The following is a 20,685-nucleotide window of genomic DNA, read 5'->3' as shown; positions in this document are numbered from 1 at the left end:
TCCCTGGACGAACGAGTGCGCGTCCATCATGCCAGAGGTCGCGCAGGCCTCTCGACACGTCCGCCCGGCACCGTCCCGACGCCGCGGTGGAGCACCCGGTCGACCTCCCGGTCGTGGCGGGCCTCAGCCGGTGAGGAGCCGGCCGCGCAGCACGACCCGCGGCCGGCGCAGCACGCCCGGGTCGGCGCGCGGGTCGCCGTCGAGGACGAGCAGGTCCGCGCTGGCCCCCTCCTCCAGCCCGGGGTGCCCCAGCCAGCGCCGGGCCGACCACGTCGCGGCGTCCAGCGCGGCGGTCGGGGACAACCCCGCGGCGACGAGCTCGTGCAGCTCGTCGACGACCAGCCCGTGCGGCAGGACGCTGCCGGCGTCGGTCCCGGCGAACAGCGGCACGCCCGCCTCGTGCAGGGCGGCGACGTTGGCGTACCGCCGCGCGTGCAGCGCCCTCATGTGCGCGGCGTACGCCGGGAACTTCGGCTCGCCCCGGTCGGCGATGCCGGGGAACGTCGCGATGTTCACCAGCGTCGGCACGACGGCGACCCCGGCGGCGGCCAGCCGGGGCAGGACGTCGGCGGACAGCCCCGTCCCGTGCTCGATCCCGTCGACCCCCGCGGCGAGGAGGTCCTCGACGCCGTCCTCGCCGAACTGGTGCACGGTGACGCGCGCGCCGAGCTCGTGCGCCGCGGCCACCCCCGCGGCGAGCACGTCGGCGGGCCAGCACGGGGCCAGGTCCCCGGTGGTGCGGTCGATCCAGTCGCCGACGAGCTTGACCCAGCCGTCGCCGCGGCGGGCCTCGACGCGGACGTGCTCGACGAGGTCCTCGGGTTCGATCTCGTGGGCCAGCCCCCGCAGGTACCGCCTGGTCCGCGCCAGGTGCCGGCCCGCGCGGACGATGCGCGGCAGGTCCTCGCGGTCGTCGATCCAGCGCGTCCGCGACGCCGACCCGGCGTCACGCAGCAGGAGCGCCCCGGCGTCGCGGTCGGCGAGCGCCTGGGCTTCGGAGACGTCGTCGGGGACCTGCCCGTGCGGCCCGATCCCCACGTGGCAGTGCGCGTCGACCAGCCCGGGCACGACCCAGCCGGGCAGGGTGGCGCTCACCGAGGCCGGGCGGGAGAACGTCAGGCGACCGCCGACGACCCACGCCTGGGCGACCACCTCGTCCGGGCCGACGAGGACCGGCCCGGAGAGGTGCAGGCTCACTGGCCCAGGTACTTGTCGAACCCCTTGGGCAGGTTGAGGTCGGCGGGGTCGAAGCCCTTGGAGGGGTCGGGCAGCCCGAAGGCCGAGCCCGGCTGGGACGTCGCCCTCTCGGCGGCGGCGGCTTCCTGCTGGGCGCGCTTGGCGGGGTTGCCGCTCTTGCTCTTCTTGCCCTTGGAGGCGGCGATGCGCGCCTTCTGCTTCTTCGACGCCCCGCCGCCGACCCCGGGCATCCCCGGGATGCCGGGCAGCCCGCCGCCGCCGAGGCCGTTCTTCAGCGAGCGCATCATCTTCTGCGCCTGCCCGAAGCGTTCGAGCATGTCGTTGACGGACGAGACGCTCTGCCCGCAGCCGGCGGCGACGCGGGCCCGGCGCGAGCCGTTCATGATCTTCGGCTGGCGGCGCTCCAGCGGCGTCATGGACCGCACCATGGCCTCGATGCGGTCGAACTCGCGCTCGTCGAAGGCGTCGAGCTGCTGGCGCATCTGGGCCATGCCCGGCAGCATCCCGAGCATCTTCTTCAGCGAGCCCATGTTCCGGACGGCCTGCAGCTGCTGCAGGAAGTCGTCGAGGGTGAAGTCCTCGTCGCCGGCGAACTTGGCCGCCATGGCCTGGGCCTGGTCGGCGTCGAAGGCCTTCTCGGCCTGCTCGATGAGCGACATCACGTCACCCATGTCGAGGATGCGCGAGGCCATCCGGTCGGGGTGGAAGAGCTCGAAGTCGTCGAGCTTCTCGCCCGTGGAGGCGAACATGACGGGCTGGCCCGTGACGTGGCGCACCGACAGGGCCGCGCCACCGCGGGCGTCGCCGTCGAGCTTGGTGAGCACGACGCCGTCGAAGCCGACGCCGTCGCGGAACGCCTCGGCGGTGGCGACGGCGTCCTGGCCGATCATGGCGTCGAGGACGAAGAGGACCTCGTCGGGCTGGACGGCGGCCCGGATGTCGATGGCCTGCTGCATCATCTTGGCGTCCACGCCGGTGCGGCCGGCGGTGTCGACGACGACGACGTCGTAGTGGTGGTGCCGGGCGTGCTCGATGCCGCGCTGCGCGACCGAGACCGGGTCCCCCACGCCGTTGCCCGGCTCGGGGGCGAAGACGTCGACCCCGGCGCGCTCACCGGTGATCTGCAGCTGGTTGACGGCGTTGGGGCGCTGCAGGTCGCAAGCCACGAGCAGCGGGCGGTTGCCGTTGCCCTTCAGCCAGCGGCCCAGCTTGCCGGCCAGCGTCGTCTTCCCGGCCCCCTGCAGACCGGCGAGCATGATCACGGTCGGGGGGTTCTTGGCGAACCGCAGCCGGCGGGTCTCGCCGCCGAGGATGCCGACGAGCTCCTCGTTGACGATCTTGACGATCTGCTGGGCCGGGTTGAGGTGCCCCACGACCTCCGTGCCGGTGGCGCGCTCGCGCACGCGGGCGGTGAAGTCCCGGACGACGGGCAGCGCGACGTCGGCGTCGAGCAGCGCCCGCCGGATCTCCCGGACGGTCGCGTCGACGTCGGCTTCGGTCAACCGCCCCTTGCCGCGCAGCGACTTGAACGTGGCGGTGAGACGGTCGGAGAGCGTGGCGAACACGACCCCCACCTTAACTAACCGGGGACCTCGGCCGCGTCGGACAGCACCTGGATCGCCCGGGCCACCCGCGGCGGGCTCAGCCGGTCCCCCGACGGCTCGGCCAGGTAGAGCACGTCGACGGCCTGCGCGGCGTACGTCGCGACGTGCGCGGACCGGATGTCGACGCCCTCGGCGGCCAGCGCGCGCCCCAGGGCGTGCAGCAGGCCGGGGCGGTCGCCGCAGCGCACCTCCAGCACGGTGGCGCGCTCGGAGGCCCCGGGCAGGATGACCACCCGCGGGTGCGCCACGAGCGAGCGTCCCCCGCCGGCGGGCCGGCGGGCCTGGGCGTCGCGGGCCGAGAGCCGGTCCAGCAGGGTGACGTCGCCCCCGACGATGCGGTCCAGGCTCTGGCGCAGCAGGTCCGGCGACGGCGGGTCCCCCGTCGGCGACTCCACCCACCAGGAGTCGACGGCCACGCCGTCGAGCGTGCGGACCAGGGCCGAGCGGACGAGGAAGCGGTGCCCGGCCAGCAGCCCGGCGAGGTCGGCGAACAGCCCCGTCCGGTCGGGGGTCACGACGGTGACCACGAAGAAGCCGTCGACCTCGCGCACGTCGACGCGCGTGCGCCCGTCGGCGGCCGCGGCCGTGGCCAGGGCCTGCTCGGCGGCGTCGAAGGGCGCCGGGCCGGGAGCCTGCTCCCCTGCCAGGGACCGGGTGGCGCGCGCGACGAGGTCGTCGACGAGCCGGGCCCGCCACGGCGACCACGCCGTGGGACCCGCGGCGCGGGCGTCGGCCTCGGTGAGGGCGCGCAGCAGCTGCAGCGTCTCCAGCCGGCCGCCGACGGCCTCGACGAGGGCGGCGACGGTCTGCGGGTCGTCGGGGTCGCGCCGGGTGGCGAGGTCGACGAGGGTCAGGTGCTCGGCGACGAGCCGGCCCACGACCTCCACGTCCTCGGCCTCGAACCCCAGGCGCTGCGCGACGGCCCGGGCCAGGGGCGCCCCGGTGCGGGCGTGGTCCTGCGCGCCGGGCAGCTTGCCCAGGTCGTGCGTCAGGGCGGCCAGCAGCAGCAGGTCGGGGCGTTCGACCTCGCGCAGGAACGGCTGCGCGGCCACGGCGGTCTCGATGAGGTGGCGGTCGACGGTCCAGCGGTGCACGGCGTTGCGCTGGGGCCGGTTGCGGATCGCCGTCCACTGCGGCACCCACCGCTCGACGAGCCCGACCATGTCGAGGGACTCCCAGACGGGCACCTGCGCGGGCCCGGCGGCCAGCAGCTCCAGCAGCGCCTCGCGGGCCGGGGCCGGCCACGGGGTGGGCAGCGGCGGGCAGGTGGCGACGAAGTGCTCCAGGGTCACCGGCGACAGCGGCAGCCCCACCCGGACCGCGGTCGCGGCGGCCCGCAGCGGCAGCGCGGGGTCCTGCGCCGGGGCGGCACCGGCGCCGAGGACCACCTCGCCGTCGTGCTCGACGAGGCCGTGCCCCAGCGAGCGCAGCCGGGGGCGCCGGCCCTGGGCGCGGAACCGGCGCGAGGGCATGGACTGGCGGGCGCGGCGCGCGGTGAGGTCGACGGCCGCGGAGATCGTGCGGGCGGCCTGGGCGACGGCGGCGAGCATGAGGTCGGCGTCGGCGTAGCCGCAGACGACGGCGGTGGCGTCCTGCTCGGGCAGGACGAGCCGGTCACCGGGGCGGCCCGAGGAGGTCTGCAGCCCGTCGCGGACGTCGAGCAGGACCGCGTGGGCCTCGTCGACCGCGCCGTGCGGCCGGTCGGTCAGCCAGCTCGCGGCGAGGGCGCGCAGCGTGATGGCGTCGCGCAGCCCGCCGCGGGCCTCCTTCAGGTCCGGTTCGAGCAGGTAGGCCAGCTCCCCGAAGCGCGCGGCGCGCTCGGCGAGGGCGTCGAGGACCTGCGGCAGCCGGCGGCGGGCCCCGGCGCGCCAGTCGTCGAGCAGGTGCCCGCGGGTGCGGGCGACGAGGCCGCCGTCGCCGGCGACGACCCGCAGGTCCAGCAGCCCGGTGGCCGCGGCGAGGTCGGTGGCCGCGACCTCCCGGCACTCCTTGGCGGTGCGCACCGAGTGGTCCAGCCGCAGCCCGTTGTCCCACAGCGGGTACCAGACGCGGTCGGCGAGCACCGCGACGTCGTCGCGGGACAGCCGGCGGCCGTCGTGCAGCAGGACGAGGTCGACGTCGCTGGCCGGTCCGGCGTCGCGGCGGGCCAGGGACCCCACGCAGGCCAGGGCCACCCCGTCGGGCAGGTCGCCGAACGGCTCCACGGCCTCGTCCCACACGTCGCGCAACCGGGACTCGACGAGCTGGACCAGCTCGGCGCGGCGGTGCGGGCCGGGTCGCCCGGCCCGCACCGCCAGCGCGAGTCGCTCGGTGCGCAGGTCGGCGCTCAGCGCCGGCCTGCCACGGGAGCGTCCATCAGGTGCTTCCTCCTGCCGGGGTGGGTCAGAGCGCGTCGGGGCCGTGCTCGCCGGTGCGGACCCGCACGACGTCGTCGACCGGCTGCGTCCAGACCTTCCCGTCGCCGATGCGGCCCGTCTGGGCGCTCTTGACGACGACCTCGACGACGTCGTGGACGTCCACGTCGTCGACGAGCACCTCCACGCGGACCTTGGGGACCAGGTCGACGGTGTACTCCGCGCCCCGGTAGACCTCGGTGTGGCCGCGCTGGCGGCCGTAGCCGGACGACTCCGAGATCGTCAGCCCCTGGATGCCGTAGGCCTCCAGGGCCGACTTCACGTCGTCGAGCTTGTGGGGCTTGATGATCGCGGTGACGAGCTTCATGCGGAGACCTCCGAGGTGCCGGACGTGTGACGGGCGTCGGTCGGGCGGGCCGGGGAGCCGGCGACGCGGCCGCCGCCACCGGTGAGGGTGCCCCAGTCGTAGCCGGACTCGGCGTGGACGACCTGGTCGATGCCGGCCACCTCGTCCTCCTCGTCGATGCGGAAGCCCATCGTCTTCTGGATGACCGTGCCGATGACCCAGGTCACGACGAAGGAGAAGAGCATGACGCCGACCCCGGCCACGACCTGCTTGCCCAGGAGGCCGGCGCCGCCGCCGTAGAAGAGGCCGTCGGTGGCCGCGGGGGCGTCGGCGGTGGCGAACAGGCCGATGGAGATGGTGCCCCACAGGCCGCCGACGAGGTGGACGCCGACGACGTCGAGGGAGTCGTCGTAGCCGAGCTTGTACTTCAGGCCCACGGCCAGCGCGCACAGCACCCCGGCGAGGATCCCGACGACGATCGAGGTGACCGGGGTGAGGGCCGAGCAGGCGGGGGTGATGGCGACGAGGCCGGCGACGGCACCGGAGGCGCCGCCGAGGGAGGTGGCGTGGCCGTCGCGGACCTTCTCGGTGACCAGCCAGCCGAGGACGGCGGCGGAGGTCGCGGCGAGGGTGTTGACCCAGGCGACCGCGGCGGTGCCGTTGGCCGCGGTGGCCGAGCCGGCGTTGAAGCCGAACCAGCCGAACCACAGGATCCCGGCGCCGAGCATGACCAGCGGCAGGTTGTGCGGGCGCATGGGCTCGCGGCCGAACCCGCGGCGCTTGCCCAGGACGATCGCCAGGGCCAGGCCGGCGGCACCGGCGTTGATGTGGATGGCGGTCCCACCGGCGAAGTCGATGACGCCCCAGCCGGCGATGACCCCGCCGACCTCGGAGACGACGCCGTCGAAGGAGAACACCCAGTGGGCGACGGGGAAGTAGACGAGCGTGGCCCACACGCCGGCGAAGACCATCCACGCGCCGAACTTGGCGCGGTCGGCGATGGCCCCGGAGATCAGGGCGACGGCGATGATCGCGAACGCGGACTGGAAGCCGACGAACGCCATGGCCGGCAGCGTCCCGACCAGGTGGTCCGCGCCCAGCAGCCCCTTGAGGCCGAAGTACTCGAACGGGTCACCCAGCCAGCCGCCGCCGACGTCGTTGCCGAAGGCGACCGAGAAGCCGTACAGGACCCAGAGGACCCCGATGAGGGCCATCGCGCCGAAGCTCATCATCATCATGTTCAGGACGCTCTTGGCGCGGACCATGCCGCCGTAGAAGAGCGCGAGACCGGGGGTCATCAGCAGCACGAGCGAGGCGCTGGCGAGCACCCAGGCGGTGTCACCGGTATCCATGGGCAACGGGCCTTCCGCAGGGCCGGCAGAACCGGCGGGACGTCGGGGGTGAGCGAGGTCAAAGGTGACGTGACCTCGTTACAGGCCCTCGCACGTCGTGTTTCACCCGTGTGACGGAGCCGCCGTCCGTGTGAACTTCGCGTTACGCCGCGCCCCGCGCGCCTCAGCCGAGCAGGGCGTCGACGAAGGCCTCCGGCTCGAACGGCGCGAGGTCGTCGGCGCCCTCGCCCAGCCCCACGAGCTTGACCGGGACCCCCAGGGACCGCTGCACGGCCACGACGATGCCGCCCTTGGCGGTCCCGTCGAGCTTGGTCAGGACGATGCCGGTGACGTCGACGACCTCGGAGAAGACGGCCGCCTGCCGCAGCCCGTTCTGGCCGGTGGTCGCGTCCAGGACCAGGAGCACCTCGTCGACCGGCCCGTGCCGCTCGACGACGCGCTTGACCTTGCCGAGCTCGTCCATCAGCCCGACCTTGTTCTGCAGCCGGCCGGCGGTGTCGATGAGCACGACGTCGACCTCGGCCTCGATGCCCTGCTTGACGGCGTCGAAGGCGACGGCGGCGGGGTCGGCGCCGTCGCGGTCGGAGCGGACCGTGGGCACGCCCACGCGGTCGCCCCACGTCGCGAGCTGGTCGGCGGCGGCGGCGCGGAAGGTGTCGGCCGCGCCGAGGACGACGTCCTTGTCCTGCGCGACGAGCATGCGGGCGATCTTGCCGACGGTCGTCGTCTTCCCCGTGCCGTTGACGCCGACGACCATGACGACGGCCGGGCGCGAGCCCTGGCGCTCGACCGTCAGGGAGCGGTCGAGGTCGGGGCCGATGACGGACAGCAGCTCCTCGCGGAGCATGCCGCGCAGGTGCTCGGGGTCGCGGGTGCCGAGGACCTTCACGCGCTCGCGCAGGGCGTCGACGATGCGGGTGGTCGGCTCGAACCCGACGTCGGCCAGCAGCAGGGTCTCCTCGACCTCCTCCCACGTGGCCTCGTCGAGGGTGTCGCGCGAGAGCAGGGCGAGCAGGCCCTGGCCCAGGGCGGAGTTGGAGCGGGCCAGGCGCCCCCGCAGGCGCACCAGGCGGCCCAGCACGGGGGCCGGGCGCTCCAGGACCGGGCCCTCGGGCAGGGTGACGTCCTCGACGGTGCGGGTGGGGCTGTCCCGCGGCACCTCCGCGTCGTCACCGACGCCCGGCAGGTGCTCCGCGTCCGCGGTGCCGGGCCGCCGGGCCGGTCGCGGCGGCAGCGAGCGGCGCCGACGGGGCCGGACGAAGCCGACCACCGCGCCCACCGCCGCCAGGGCGATGACCGCGATGAGGCCGATGACGATCTCGAGGGTCTCCACGAGCCCCGATCTTCCCAGACCGCCGGCCCCCTGCGGGTCGGCCGCTGCCCCGCGGCTCGCCGGTCACCGCTCCGAGCACGGTTCGCGCCCCCGGGAACGGGTCCGGGAGGGCGCGAACCGTGCTTCGAGCGGGGCGCGTCAGCGGGCGCGCGCGGCCCCGTGGTCGTCGCGCGGGGACCGGGCGGCGCGGCGCTGGGCCTCGAGCCGGTCGGCGAGCTGGGCGGCGGCGCGGTCGCGGTGGTGCCGCAGGACTGGCAGGGCCCGTTCGGCCGCGGCGTCGATCCGGGCCATGGTCCGGCTGCCGCGGCGGCGCAGCGTGGGGGCCGCGACCGACAGCAGCACGACGAGCGCCAGGCCCACCGTGAGGGCGAACGTCACCAGCAGGGTCGTCACCATGTCCTCACCACGAGGTCCACCTTGCCCCGGGGGTCACGCCCGCACCACTCCGCCCACGCCGTCGTTGCTGGTCCGTGACCGGATGCTCATCGGGGCGTCACCGTCAGGTGGGCTGCCCCTCACGCAGCCGCTGGCTGACGACGGTGCTGATCCCGTCCCCGCGCATCGTCACGCCGTAGAGGGCGTCGGCGATCTGCATGGTGCGCTTCTGGTGCGTGATGATGATCAGCTGGCTGGTGGCGCGCAGCTCCTCGAACAGGGTGATCAGCCGGGACAGGTTCGCGTCGTCGAGCGCGGCCTCCACCTCGTCCATGACGTAGAACGGGCTGGGGCGGGCGCGGAAGATCGCGACGAGCATCGCGACGGCGGCCAGCGACCGCTCCCCGCCGGACAGCAGCGACAGCCGCTTGACCTTCTTGCCCGCCGGTCGCGCCTCCACCTCGATGCCCGTGGTCAGCATGTCGGCGGGGTCGGTCAGCACGAGCCGGCCCTCCCCGCCGGGGAACAGCCGCGGGAACACCTCCTCGTACTGCTGGGCGACCTCCGCGAACGCCTCGGTGAAGACCCGCTCGACGCGCTCGTCGACCTCCTTGACGATGTCGAGGAGGTCCTTGCGGGAGGTCTTGAGGTCGTCGGACTGGGTAACGAGGAACTGGTGCCGCTCCTCCATCGCCGCGTACTCCTCCAGCGCCAGCGGGTTGACCTGACCGAGCTGGGACAGGGCGCGCTCGGCCGCGCGGCGGCGCTTGTCCTGCTCGGCGCGCACGTAGGGCCGCGGCTCCGTCGCGGCGGCGGTCTCGCCGGGGGCCGGCGGGGAGGGCGGGACGAGCTGGTCGGGGCCGAACTCCTCGACGAGGACGTCGGGGTCGGTGCCCAGCTCGTCCAGCGCCCGCTGCCGCAGCTGGTCGATCTTCCAGCGCTGCTGGGCGCGGGCGACCTCGTCGGCGTGTCGGGTGTCGCCCAGGCGCTGCTGCTCGGCCTTCAGCGACTCCACCGTGCGCCGCGCGCCGGTGAGCTCCTCCTCGAACCGCGCGCGGGCCGCCTCGGCCGCTTCGCGCAGGCGCGCGGCCTGGGCGTGGGACGACTCCCACGCCGCCAGCGCCCGCTGGGCCCCGTCCCGCACGGCCGTGGCCACGCGGGACTGCTCGGCGCGCCGCTCCCGGCGGGCGGCGGCGCGCTCGCGGGCGGCCAGCTCCTCACGGGCCTGCCGCTGCAGGGAGTCGGCGCGACCGGCGAGGGCGCGGGCCCGCTCCTCGGTCGTGCGCAGCGCCAGCCGGGCCTCGGTCTCGGCCCGGCCGAACCCGCGGGCCGCCTCGGCGAGGCGGTCGCGCTCGTCGGTGGACACGTCGCCGTCGTCGGCCGGGGCGGCCGAGGCGGCCTCGAACCGCTCGGTCAGCTCGGCCAGCTCGGCGCGGTCGGCCTCCAGCCGGGCGGTGACCTGCTCGCGCGCGGTGCGGACGCGGTCGGCCTCGGCCGCGGCGCCGCGCACGGCCGAGCCGAGCTGCCCGAGCTGCTCGGCGACGGCGTTCATGCGGGCGTCGGAGTCGTGCAGCCGGTCCAGGGCGGCCTCGACGCGCTCGGTGGCGGCGGCGCGGGCGGTCTGGGTCTGCTGGAGGGCGAACTGCGCGCGCTGGGCGCGGTGCGAGGCGGCGGCCAGGGCGTCGGCGGCCTCGTCGACGGCGGCCTGGACCTGCAGCAGGCTCGGGGCGGAGGAGGAGCCTCCCGCGGCGACGTGGGCACCGAGCAGGTCCCCGTCGCGGGTGACGGCGACCAGCCCCGGGGAGGTCTGCACGAGGTGCTGGGCCTGCTCGAGCCCGTCGACGACCACGACGTCGCCCAGCAGCCGGGTCAGCGCCGGGCGCAGGTCCTCCGGCACCCGCACGAGGTCCAGCGCGGCGCGCGAGCCCGCGGGCGCGCCGGCCACCGCGCCGGTGTCACCGGCGGTGGCCACGACCAGCCCGGCCCGGCCGGCGTCGCCGGCCTTGAGGTGCTCGATGGCGCGCACGGCGTCGCCGGGGGTGGCGACCGCGACGGCGTCCGCGGCCGAGCCGAGGGCGGCCGCGACGGCCTGCTCGTAGCCGGGTTCGACGTCCAGCAGCGCGGCGACCGACCCCAGCACCCCGGAGACGGCGGGTCCGGCGGCCAGCAGGGCCCCGGCGCCGTCGCCGCGGGTCAGGCCGATCTCGAGGGCCTCCTTGCGCGCGGCCCACGCGGCGCGGTCGCGCTCGGCGGCCTGCAGCTCGGTGCGGGCGTCCTCGTGGGCGGCCTCGGCGAGCTGGAGCTGCTCGGCGGCGGCCTCGTGCTCGGCGTCGAGGCTCTCCTCGCCCTCCTCGACCCCGGCGACCTGCGTCTCCAGCGCCGTGAACTGCGACTGCGCCTTCGCCCGGCGCGCCTCGGCGTCGGCCAGCGTCGCCGAGAGCCGTTCGAGCTCGGCCTCGGCGGCCTCCACGCGCGAGGTGCGGGCGGCGACCTGCCCGCCGAGGCGGGCCAGGCCCTCGCGGCGGTCGGCGGCGGCGCGCAGGGCGGCGGCCACGCGCTGGTCCTCGGCGCGGGCGGCCCGGTCGGCCTCGGCGCGCGCGGCGAGCACGTCGTCGAGGGCCGCGCGGTGGGCGGCGACCTGCCCGGCGAGCTCGGCCTCCTCGGCGCGGACGCGGTCGGCCTGGGCGGCCAGCTCCTCGGGGTCGCGGCGGCCGGTCTGCTCCTCCGGTTCGGCCGCCAGCAGCCGCAGCCGTTCGGCGGCGAGCGCCTGGACGCCCCGCAGGCGCTCGGCCAGGGCGTCGAGCCGGTGGTGGGTCTCGACGGCGCGGGCCAGGTCCGGGGCGGCGGCCGCGGCGGCCCGCTCGGCGGCGGCCAGGCGGGTCGCGGCCTCGGCGAGGTCGGCCTCGACCTGGGCCTGCCGGGTCTTCAGCGCGGCCTCGTCGGCCTCGTCGCGGCGCAGGGAGCTGCTGGCCTGCACGAGGTCGTCGGCCAGCAGGCGCAGCCGGGCGTCGCGCAGGTCGGCCTGGACGACCTGGGCCCGGCGGGCGGCCTCGGCCTGCCGGCCCAGGGGCCGCAGCTGCCGGCGGATCTCGGTGATCAGGTCCGCCACGCGCGTGAGGTTGGCCTCCATCGCGTCGAGCTTGCGCAGCGCCTTCTCCTTGCGGCGCCGGTGCTTCAGGACGCCCGCGGCCTCCTCGACGAACGCGCGGCGCTCCTCGGGGGAGGCGTGCAGGACGGCGTCGATCTGCCCCTGGCCGACGACGACGTGCATCTCGCGGCCGATGCCGGAGTCGGACAGCAGTTCCTGCACGTCCAGCAGCCGGCACGTCTGGCCGTTGATCCGGTACTCCGAGCCGCCCGTGCGGAACATCGTCCGGGTGATCGTCACCTCGGCGAACTCGATGGGCAGGGCCCCGTCGGAGTTGTCGATCGTCAGGGACACCTCGGCCCGGCCCAGGGCCGCGCGGCCCTCCGCGCCGGTGGTGCCGGCGAAGATGACGTCCTCCATCTTCCCGCCGCGCAGGCTCTTGGCGCTGCTCTCCCCCATCACCCAGGTGAGGGCGTCCAGGACGTTGGACTTGCCCGAGCCGTTGGGGCCGACGACGCACGTGATCCCCGGCTGCAGCCGCAGCGTCGTCGCGGAGGCGAACGACTTGAACCCCTTGAGGGTGAGGGTCTTCAGGTGCACGGTCGGGAAGCCTAACGAGGAACGGCCCGTGATCCGGTGAGGCCGGGCGGTGGGCCGCTCCCATCACGAGGTGGAATGACGCCCGGGACGACACGCGATGCGCTCGGCCCGCGACGCCCCGGCGCTGTACAACGGTGGAACACCTCGCCACGACGGTGGAACACCTCGCCGTCCCGGCCGTCCCACCCGGAAGGACCTCCGTGCCGACCCGCCCCGCCGGTCGTTCCCGCCCCGCCCGCCCCGCCCGCAGCCGCCGGTTCCTCCCGCAGCCGCGGACCGTCCCCGGCTCGCCCGCGGGCCCGCTGCCCGGCCCGGCCGGCCAGGACGTCCCGGTGCGCCTGCTGGTGACGCTCGCGCTGCTCGTCGCGATCGGGCCGTTCGCCGTCGACATGTACCTGCCGACCTTCCCCGGCCTGGCCTCGGACCTGTCGACGAGCGCGGCGCACGTCCAGCTGACGCTGACGACGTTCATGCTGGGCATGGCCACCGGCCAGCTCGTCCTGGGGCCGCTGTCGGACCGCCTCGGCCGGCGCCGGCTGCTGCTGGCCGGGACGCTCGTGACGTTCGCCGCCGGGGTCGTGTGCGCGCTGAGCCCCTCCATCGCCGTGCTCGTCGTGGCACGGCTCGTGCAGGGCTTCGCGGGGGCCGCGGGGGTCGTCATCGGCCGCGCCGTCGTCGCGGACCTGGCCACCGGGCGCGCCGCGGCGCGGGCGTTCTCCACCCTGGGCGTCATCGGTGGCGTCGCCCCCGTCGTCGCCCCGCTGCTGGGCGGTCTCGTCGCCGGCCACGGCGGCTGGCGCGGGATCTTCGGCGTCACGGCCCTGGCCGCCCTGGTCATGGCGGTCGCGGCCTGGTTCGCCGTGCCCGAGACGCTGCCGCGCGAGCGCCGGCACTCCGGCGGGGTGCGCGACGTGCTGGTGACGTGCCGGGCGGTGCTCTCGCGCCGCGGGTACGTCGGCTACGTCGGCACCCTCGTCCTGGTCTTCGCGACGGTCTTCTCCTACGTGTCCGCGTCGCCGTTCGTGCTGCAGAACGTCGTGGGGCTGTCGCAGGGGACCTTCTCCCTCGTCTTCGCGGCCAACGCGGTGGGCATCGCCGCCGGGGGCGCGGTCTCGACCCGCGCCCTGCGCCGCCGCTCCCCCGTGCAGGTCCTGACGGCCGGGGTGCTCCTCCAGCTCGTCTGCGCCGCCGGGCTGTTCACGGCCGTCGTCGCCCTCGACGCCTGGACGCCCGCCGTCCTGGTCCTGCTGTGGTTCAACGTCTTCAGCTGCGGCCTCATCTTCGGCAACGCCACGGCGCTGGCCGCCGACGAGGTGCGCTTCGCCTCCGGGACGGGCTCGGCCCTGCAGGGGGCGCTGCAGTTCACCGTGGGGGCGCTGGTGTCCCCGCTGGTCGGGCTGGCCGGTGAGCACTCGGCGGTGCCGATGGTGACGGTGATGCTGGGCTGCACGGCGGCGGCGGCGCTGGTGCTGTTCACCGTGGCGCGCCCGGCCACCGCGGCCCGGCTCGCCGCGGTCGAGGCCCCGGCCAAGGGCTAGGTCGTCTCGAACCCCCGGGCGCCCTCGGCGGGTCCCCAGTGGTCGGTGACCCGGGTGACCCGACCGGGGCGCCCGTGGGCGGAGGGGTCCGCGCGCAGGCGGGACAGCAGCTGGCGCAGCGGCTCGCGCTCCCCCTCGGCGACCACCTCGACGTGGCCGTCGGAGGTGTTGGTGGCGCTGCCCGCGAGGCCGAGCTCGTCGGCCTGGGCCTTGGTCCACCACCGGAAGCCGACGCCCTGGACGCGGCCGGTGACGAGTGCGGTGAGTCGTTCCACGCGATCAGCCTGCCGCACCGGAGCGGCTCAGGCGTACGCCGTCCCGCCGCTGATCCCGAAGAACTCCTCCAGCGTGGTGACGCCCCGCTCGGCCATGCGCGCCAGCAGGTCGGTGCCGACCCAGCGCCAGTGCCACGGCTCCGGCTCGTACCCGGTGACGGGGGTCGCGCCCTCGGGGTAGCGCAGCAGGAACCCGAACGCGCCGGCGCGGGCCCGCAGCCAGGCCGACTCCGGTGTCTGGCCGAAGCAGTTCTCCAGCAGGCAGCCCGGCGCGGAGCTGCCGCCGAAGTCGACGGCCAGGCCGGTCTGGTGCTCGCTGTAGCCGGGGCGGGCCGACAGGCTCTCGGCGCTCTCCAGCCCGTTGCGGGCGACCGAGCTGTCGTGCACGGACCGCTGCCGGCTGAAGGAGCGGTACCCGCTGGTGATGCTCAGCGAGACCCCCTCGGCGCGGGCCGCGTCCAGCAGGGCCCGCAGGTCCCCGGCGATGGAGGCGGCGACCTCCTTGCCGCCCACGACGGCCAGCTCGGGGGCGTACTCCAGGGGGTTCAGCGGGTGCTGCTTGTTGACGACGACCCACGGGCTGGCCGCGTCCGTCGTCGACGGGCCCGGTGGCGGGGCCGTCGCGGGGGCGGTGCCGGGGGCCGGTTCGGGGGCGGTGAGCGCGACGGGGTCGTGCACGGCCGGGTCGGCCGCCGAGGCGGTCTCGTGCGGGGACCGCAGCTGGGTGAGCAGGACGCCGCCGCTGGCTCCCGCGACGACGAGCCCGGCCAGCAGCGTGCGCCGCGCGACGACGGCGTCGTGGCTGAACCGGCGCGACCCGTCGGGCCGCACCTGGGGCGCGAACGGGGACGGTCGCACCGGGGCGGGGGTCATGCGGGCAGTGTCCCAGCGCGGCGCGCGCGGGGCACGCGCCGCGCCGGGACGCCCGGGCCGGGTCTCAGGCCGTGACGCGGTGGTCGCCGGCGGCCAGCTCGTGCTCGCGGCCGTCGGGCAGCCGCAGGACCGCGCTCGTGCCGGGCGGCACCGTGACGTCCACGCTGAGCCCGCCGTCCTCCTGCCGCCAGCTCACGGCGAGCCGGCCGTGGGGGGTGTCCAGCGACCCCCTGGCCCAGGTGATCCCGCCGCCGGGCCGCGGGGCGACGAGCGACTTCGCGTACCCGGGCTCCAGCGGGGACAGGCCCGCGACGACGCGGTGCACCCAGTCCGCCACCGCGCCGAGGGCGTAGTGGTTGAAGCTCGTCATCTGGCCGGGGTTGATGGTCCCGTCGGGCAGCATCGAGTCCCAGCGCTCCCAGATCGTCGTGGCCCCCATGGTCACGGGGTACAGCCAGGACGGGCAGCCCTCCTCCAGCAGCAGCCTGTACGCCTCGTCCAGGTGGCCGGTCGAGGTGAGCGCGTCGGTGACGTAGGGGGTCCCCGCGAAACCGGTCGAGACGCGGTAGCCCGCCTTCTCGACGACCTCGGCGAGCCGGTCGCCCGCCTTCACCTCCAGGTCACCGTCGAGCAGCCCGAACTCGATGGCCAGGGCGTAGACGGTGGCGCAGTCCGAGAGCACGGTGCCGTCGTCGGAGACGTAGTGCCGGCCGAAGGCGGTGCGCAGCCGGGCGGCGAGGGCGTCGAACTCGGCGGCGTCCTCCTCCTTCCCGAGCACGCGGGCGGTGTCCGCGGCCGTGCGGGCGGAGCGGAAGATCGCCGCCGTCGCCACGACGCCCTTGTCCGCCTTGGCCGCGGCCGGGTCGTCCGGCGGCGCGTCGGGGTCGAGCCAGTCGGCGAACTGGAACCCCTGGTCCCACAGGTCGGTCGGCGACAGGAGCGTGGCGACGTGGCGGACGTGCGCGGCCGCGGCCGGGTAGGCCTCGGCCAGCGCCTCGCGGTCCCCGTAGGCCTGGTACAGCGTCCACGGCAGCCACACCGCGACGTCGGACCAGAAGCACGTGGAGTCGGGTTTGCCGCGCAGCTCCTTGGGCGGGGAGAACTTCAGGACGTCCGGGACGACGTACGGGGTGATGCCGTCGTCGTGGGCCTGCTCGGCGTCCAGGTCGCGCAGCCAGTCCCGCAGGAACGCCGAGACGTCGAACAGGTACGCGGCGGTGGGGCCGAACACGGCGAGGTCACCGGTCCAGCCGAGGCGCTCGTCGCGCTGCGGGCAGTCGGTGGGCACGTCGAGGAAGTTGCCCTTCTGCCCCCACACGACGTTGCGGTGCAGCTGGTTGACGAGCTCGTGGGAGCACTCGAACTCGCCCGTGCGGCGCAGTTCGGAGTGCACGACGACGGCTTCGAGGTCGTCGACGGTGAGCTCGCCGGGCCAGCCGGTGACCTCGGCGTACCGGAACCCGTGGAACGTGAACGTCGGCTCGAAGGTGTCGGTGCCGCCCGAGAGCGTGAAGCGGTCGGTGGCCTTCGCGGTGCGCAGCGGACGGGTGCCGAGCTCGCCGTGCTCGAGGACCTCGGCGTGCCGGACCGTGATGGTCGAGCCTGCTCCGCCGGCCACGGTGAACCGCAGCCAGCCGACGAGGTTCTGCCCGAAGTCGACGAGCGTCTTCCCGCTCGGGGAGGTCGTGACCGCGACGGGGCGGACGACCTCCTGCCGCCGCACGGGCGGCCCGAGGTGCTCGGTGAGCCGGGCGGTGTCGAAGTCGACGACGTGCACGCCGGACCACCCGTCGGCGGGCCCGTCCACCGCGGCCCAGCGGGGGACGAGGAGCCGGGCGTCGACGTCCTGGCCGTCGTAGATCTCGTCGGCCGTGACGGCCGAGGCGCGCGCCTGCCAGTCCGGGCCCGTGGCGACGGTCTGCCGGTGGCCGTCGGCGAAGGTGACCTCGAGCTGGGCGATGGCGCTGGGCTCGGGCGCGTACAGGCCGCGGTGGCCGCTCCAGGCCAGCCGGCCCACGGCCCAGCCGTTGCCGAGGGCCAGGCCGAGCACGTGGTCCTCCCCCGTGCCCCCCGCCGTGTCCCCCGCCGTGTCCCCCGCCGCCAGCCGCGCGGTCACGTCGTGGCTGACGTACCGCAGCCGCCACTCGTAGGAGCTCCAGCCGGGGGTGAGGACGTCCTCCCCGACGGGTTCGCCGTCGAGGTGGGGTTCGACGACACCGAGGGCGGACAGGTGCAGGACGGCCGACGTCACCTCCCCGTGGCCGGGGTCGAGGGTGAACGCGGTGCGCAGCAGTGGGGCCTGGGTCACGTCGTCGGCCGCGATCATCGCGGCCTGCCAGCGTGGGGACATCGGGTGGTCTCCTCCTGGGAGCGGTCTAGCCCTTGACGGCGCCGGACGTCATGCCGGCGACGATCTGACGGTTGAAGAACAGGTACATGACCAGCGGCGGGATCGTGATGAGCAGGATGTCCATGAACAGCAGGTTGTAGGACGTGAGGTTCTGGCTCTGGAAGTTGAACAGCGTCAGCTGCACCGTCGCGTTCTGGTCGCCGGGGGCGAAGTACAGCGGGTTGGTGAAGTCGTTGAAGATGGTCACCGACTGCACCACGATGATCGTCACCGTGACCGGCCGCAGCAGCGGCAGGATCACCCGGAAGAACAGCCGGAACGGGCCGGCGCCGTCGAGGACGGCCGCCTCGTCCAGTTCCCGCGGGACGGTGCCCAGGAAGGCGCGGAACAGCAGGACCGTGAACGAGAGGCCGTAGGCGATCTCGACGAGGATGAGCCCGGGCATCCCCCCGAACAGGCCCAGCCGCTGCAGGACCCAGATCGTCGGGACGACGGCCGGGGGCATGATGAGCCCGGCCAGCACGAGGAAGTTCACCAGCCCGGTGAGGCGGGACCGGCGGCGCTGCAGCACGAAGGCGACCATCGCCCCGAGCACGACCAGTGCCGTCACCGACACCACGGTGAGGATGGTGGAGTTGATGAAGGCGATGACCAGCAGGTAGTCCCGCGCCTGCAGGACGGTGGTGAAGTTCTCCACGAACTGCAGGTTCCGCGGCCAGGCCAGGGCGAACTCCCCGGCCTGCTGGGCGTCCATGACGGCGGTGGTGACGATGAACGCGAACGGCACGAGGAACACGACGACGCTGGCCACGATCGCCAGGCCCCCCAGTCCCCACCGGGTGAGCGCGGAGGCCGTGCGGGTGTTCCGCGCGGGGGCGAGGGGCCTCTTGACGGGGGCGTCGGCGAGGGTGCTCACATCTCCACCTCCTTGCGGGACAGGTACCGCGTCAGCGGGACGACGATGGCGGTGACGGCGAGGAAGAGGATGACGTTGCCGGCCGTCGACAGGCCGTAGAACCCGGCCTGGTACTGCTTGTAGATCACCGAGGCGATGACGTCGGAGGTGAAGCCGGGCCCGCCCCGGGTCATGGCCCAGATGAGGTCGAACGACCGCAGGCCCCCGATGAGCGAGAGCGTCACGACGGTCGACGTCGCGGGCCAGGACAGCGGCAGGACGATGTTGCGGAACGTGCTCCACGCACCGGCCCCGTCGACCTTGGCCGCTTCGCGGTACTCGTTCGGGATCGAGACGATCCCGGCCATGTAGATGACGGTGGCCAGGCCGACGCCCTTCCAGACGTCGACCAGGGCCACCGAGAAGAGGGCGAGGGAGGGGTTGGTGAGCCAGCCGACCTGGTCGATCCCGAAGACCGCGAGAGCGTGGTTGATGACGCCCTTCTCGGGGTTCATGAGCACCTGGAAGGTGATCCCGACCCCGACCGTGGAGACCAGGACGGGGAAGAACACCACCGACCGCAGGTACCCCCGGCCGACGATCCGGGAGGTCAGCAGCAGGCCCAGGGCCATCCCCAGGACGACCTTGGCCCCGGAGGTGACGACGGCGTAGACGAAGGTGTTGACGAAGCCCTTCGTCAGGGCCGGTTCGGAGAAGAACTGGGCGAAGTTGCCCAGCCCGATGAACTCGCTGTCGAAGATCGTCCAGCGCGTGAGGCTGAAGTAGAACGACAGCAGGGTGGGGACCAGGAAGAGGACCGCGTAGACGACCGCGGCGGGCAGGTAGAACCAGTGGGGGTAGGGGCTGCGCCGGCGACGCTGCCGCCCGTCCCCTCGCGCGCGCCCGCCCGCACCGGTGCGCGTGGCGGGTGGTGGGGTGCTGATCGTCGCCGACACCTCAGCTCACCAGCCCTCGAGGCCGAGCTGCTGGGCCTGCTTCTCGACGTCCTGGTCGTAGAGCTTCGCCGCGTCGGCGGCCGGAGTGATGCCCGAGCCGACCTCGACGCACAGCTGCTCGAGGTTCGGGCCCTTGACCGGGGACAGGAACTCCAGGGCGGGCGACTGCTTGTCGGCGTCGAAGTAGGCCTGGACGTCCTTGGTGACCTGCGGGACGTCGGCCGGCAGGGTGCAGCCCTCGACCAGGTACGGACCGGTGGGCGGGCTGGCCTGGCTCTGGGCCTCGCAGCCGGCGGGGCTGGCGATGAAGGCGAGCAGCTTCTTGGCCGCCGTCAGCTGGGCGTCCTCGGTCGTGTTGGGGATGTAGACCGCGTTGGGGAACCACGCCGTCAGGCCGTTGGACGCCGCGTCGGTGCCCGGCAGGGCGAAGAACCCGACGTCGTTCACCTTGTCGGGGGCGGCCGCCGCCAGCGTCGTGATGTTCCCCGACAGGATCGGGTACATGACGCCGTCGCCGGCGGCGAGCAGGCGCATGCCGTCGGGGACCTTGGCCGAGGCGAAGTCGGCGTTCGCGTAGCCGCGGTCGTGGATCTCCTGCAGGTGCTGGAACCCGGCGAGGGCCACGGGGTCGGTGGCGTACTTCCTCCGGTTGGCCGTGTACTCCTGCGCCCAGTCCGGGTCCGCGGCGGCCACGTTGTGGAAGTCGCCGAGGATGGGCAGCTGCGCGGTCCACGTCTCGCCGTAGGTCTGGATGACGGCGGTCTTGCCGGCGGCCTTGATCGCGTCGGCGTTGGCGAGGAACTCCGCCCACGTCGTCGGGACCTCCAGGCCCAGCTCCTCGTAGACCTTCTTGTTGTACATGACGCCGCCGCCGAAGGCGGTGCCGTAGGGAACGCCGTAGACGTCGTCGCCGACCGAGACCTGCGGGCTGAACGCCTCGTCGACGGCGGCGACGGCGGCGTCCCCGGTGAGGTCGGTGAGGTTCTTCTCGGGGGCGATCTGCTGGAACAGCGAGCCGGAGTTGTAGTCGAAGACGTCCGGCATGCTGCCGGTCTGCAACCGGGTCTTGACGAGGTTGTCCCCCTCGGCCCCGGCCGGGCGGCCGTCGAGCTCGACGGTGATGTCGGGGTTGGCCTTCTCGAACGCCGCGACGATGGTCCTGGCGGTCGTCTGGGCCGTCTCGTCGGAGCCGGTGAGCCACGTGATGGTCGTCCCGCCGTCGGAGGACTCCGAGGACGAGCCGAGGCTCCCGGCGCTGCAGGCCGTGAGGGGGGTCAGCGTCAGGGCGACCGCGAGGGCGAGGGCGAGCCGGGCGGGTCGGGGGTTCTTGCGTGTCACGGTTCGTCTCCTCTTCGAGACCACGGACCGGCGGCTGCGCCGGTTCTTGCACCGCCTGACACGATTCAAAGCGGTAGCCCCGAGTTTGGGGACGTGCCGCACCGCTCGTCAAGCGTTCAGCGCCCACTTCCCGCGCCGGGGCGTCCCGCGCCCTCCGGGAAAGCGTGTACCGCCCCTGTGGGCGGCACGGCATGCCTCCGGGCGGGCGCCC

At 74.7% G+C, this 20,685-nt stretch carries 15 protein-coding genes; 1 reads left to right on the top strand and 14 read right to left on the bottom strand.

Translation table 11 applies throughout. The features are described 5' to 3' along the window. Window positions 1-123: 123 nt before the first annotated feature. The 8 genes from BJ968_RS19220 to smc form a co-directional block, all read right to left on the bottom strand. Window positions 124-1,197 (bottom strand): amidohydrolase family protein, encoded by a 1,074-nt coding sequence (locus tag BJ968_RS19220; RefSeq protein ID WP_179754552.1) that lies wholly within the window; start codon window positions 1,195-1,197, stop codon window positions 124-126. Then, complete coding sequence (gene ffh, locus BJ968_RS19215; protein WP_179754549.1) at window positions 1,194-2,762, bottom strand: signal recognition particle protein; 1,569 nt, start codon at window positions 2,760-2,762, stop codon at window positions 1,194-1,196. The genes BJ968_RS19220 and ffh overlap by 4 nt, the downstream gene beginning before the upstream one ends. A 14-nt stretch (window positions 2,763-2,776) precedes the next feature. After that, window positions 2,777-5,092 carry a [protein-PII] uridylyltransferase gene (locus tag BJ968_RS19210; RefSeq protein ID WP_425491526.1) on the bottom strand — a complete coding sequence of 772 codons (2,316 nt, stop codon included), beginning with the start codon at window positions 5,090-5,092 and terminating at the stop codon, window positions 2,777-2,779. 91 nt (window positions 5,093-5,183) lie between these two features. Continuing rightward, the gene (locus BJ968_RS19205; protein ID WP_179754547.1) at window positions 5,184-5,522 is read right to left on the bottom strand and encodes a P-II family nitrogen regulator; all 339 of its coding nucleotides are present in this window, start codon (window positions 5,520-5,522) and stop codon (window positions 5,184-5,186) included. Further along, entirely contained in the window at window positions 5,519-6,853 is a 1,335-nt protein-coding gene (locus BJ968_RS19200) for an ammonium transporter (protein ID WP_179754545.1), read from the bottom strand. The genes BJ968_RS19205 and BJ968_RS19200 overlap by 4 nt, the downstream gene beginning before the upstream one ends. 163 nt (window positions 6,854-7,016) lie before the next feature. Further along, on the bottom strand, window positions 7,017-8,186 hold the full coding sequence (gene ftsY / locus BJ968_RS19195; RefSeq protein ID WP_179754542.1) for a signal recognition particle-docking protein FtsY: 1,170 nt from the start codon (window positions 8,184-8,186) through the stop codon (window positions 7,017-7,019). Window positions 8,187-8,324: 138 nt separating this feature from the next. Then, window positions 8,325-8,579: a hypothetical protein gene (locus BJ968_RS19190; protein ID WP_179754540.1), complete on the bottom strand. Its 255-nt coding sequence runs from the start codon at window positions 8,577-8,579 to the stop codon at window positions 8,325-8,327. A 106-nt stretch (window positions 8,580-8,685) separates the two neighbouring features. Beyond that, window positions 8,686-12,249: a chromosome segregation protein SMC gene (gene smc, locus BJ968_RS19185; protein WP_179754538.1), complete on the bottom strand. Its 3,564-nt coding sequence runs from the start codon at window positions 12,247-12,249 to the stop codon at window positions 8,686-8,688. A 338-nt stretch (window positions 12,250-12,587) separates the two neighbouring features. Between smc and BJ968_RS19180 the strand changes: the two genes are divergently transcribed. After that, window positions 12,588-13,787 carry a multidrug effflux MFS transporter gene (locus BJ968_RS19180; RefSeq protein ID WP_484496872.1) on the top strand — a complete coding sequence of 400 codons (1,200 nt, stop codon included), beginning with the start codon at window positions 12,588-12,590 and terminating at the stop codon, window positions 13,785-13,787. On the opposite strand, the gene BJ968_RS19175 is transcribed toward BJ968_RS19180, so the two are convergent. The 6 genes from BJ968_RS19175 to BJ968_RS19150 all read right to left on the bottom strand — a co-directional run bounded on the left by BJ968_RS19175 (window position 13,784) and on the right by BJ968_RS19150 (window position 20,474). Further along, entirely contained in the window at window positions 13,784-14,062 is a 279-nt protein-coding gene (locus BJ968_RS19175; RefSeq protein WP_179754536.1) for an acylphosphatase, read from the bottom strand. The genes BJ968_RS19180 and BJ968_RS19175 overlap by 4 nt on opposite strands. A 27-nt stretch (window positions 14,063-14,089) precedes the next feature. After that, the gene (locus BJ968_RS19170) at window positions 14,090-14,935 is read right to left on the bottom strand and encodes a M15 family metallopeptidase (RefSeq protein ID WP_179754534.1); all 846 of its coding nucleotides are present in this window, start codon (window positions 14,933-14,935) and stop codon (window positions 14,090-14,092) included. A gap of 64 nt (window positions 14,936-14,999) precedes the next feature. Then, window positions 15,000-17,285, bottom strand: a complete 2,286-nt coding sequence (locus BJ968_RS19165; protein WP_218885172.1) for a family 78 glycoside hydrolase catalytic domain — start codon at window positions 17,283-17,285, stop codon at window positions 15,000-15,002. Between the two features lie 25 nt (window positions 17,286-17,310). Further along, on the bottom strand, window positions 17,311-18,114 hold the full coding sequence (locus tag BJ968_RS19160; RefSeq protein WP_218886470.1) for a carbohydrate ABC transporter permease: 804 nt from the start codon (window positions 18,112-18,114) through the stop codon (window positions 17,311-17,313). A gap of 83 nt (window positions 18,115-18,197) precedes the next feature. Next, window positions 18,198-19,136, bottom strand: coding sequence for a carbohydrate ABC transporter permease (locus BJ968_RS19155; protein WP_343078148.1), 939 nt, complete (start codon window positions 19,134-19,136; stop codon window positions 18,198-18,200). Window positions 19,137-19,142: 6 nt separating this feature from the next. Beyond that, on the bottom strand, window positions 19,143-20,474 hold the full coding sequence (locus BJ968_RS19150; protein ID WP_179754532.1) for an extracellular solute-binding protein: 1,332 nt from the start codon (window positions 20,472-20,474) through the stop codon (window positions 19,143-19,145). Window positions 20,475-20,685 lie beyond the last annotated feature (211 nt).

The sequence above is a fragment of the Kineococcus aurantiacus genome, assembly GCF_013409345.1.
GTDB classification, from domain to species: Bacteria; Actinomycetota; Actinomycetes; order Actinomycetales; family Kineococcaceae; genus Kineococcus; species Kineococcus aurantiacus.
This window is presented reverse-complemented; position numbering and strand designations above follow the sequence as displayed.

What these genes read in the sequence shown, in the direction of transcription:
- BJ968_RS19205 (WP_179754547.1), bottom strand. Translation starts at nt 5,522, where the DNA reads ATGAAGCTCGTCACCGCGATCATCAAGCCCCACAAGCTCGACGACGTG.
- BJ968_RS19200 (WP_179754545.1), bottom strand. Translation starts at nt 6,853, where the DNA reads ATGGATACCGGTGACACCGCCTGGGTGCTCGCCAGCGCCTCGCTCGTG.
- BJ968_RS19170 (WP_179754534.1), bottom strand. Translation starts at nt 14,935, where the DNA reads ATGACCCCCGCCCCGGTGCGACCGTCCCCGTTCGCGCCCCAGGTGCGG.
- BJ968_RS19165 (WP_218885172.1), bottom strand. Translation starts at nt 17,285, where the DNA reads ATGTCCCCACGCTGGCAGGCCGCGATGATCGCGGCCGACGACGTGACC.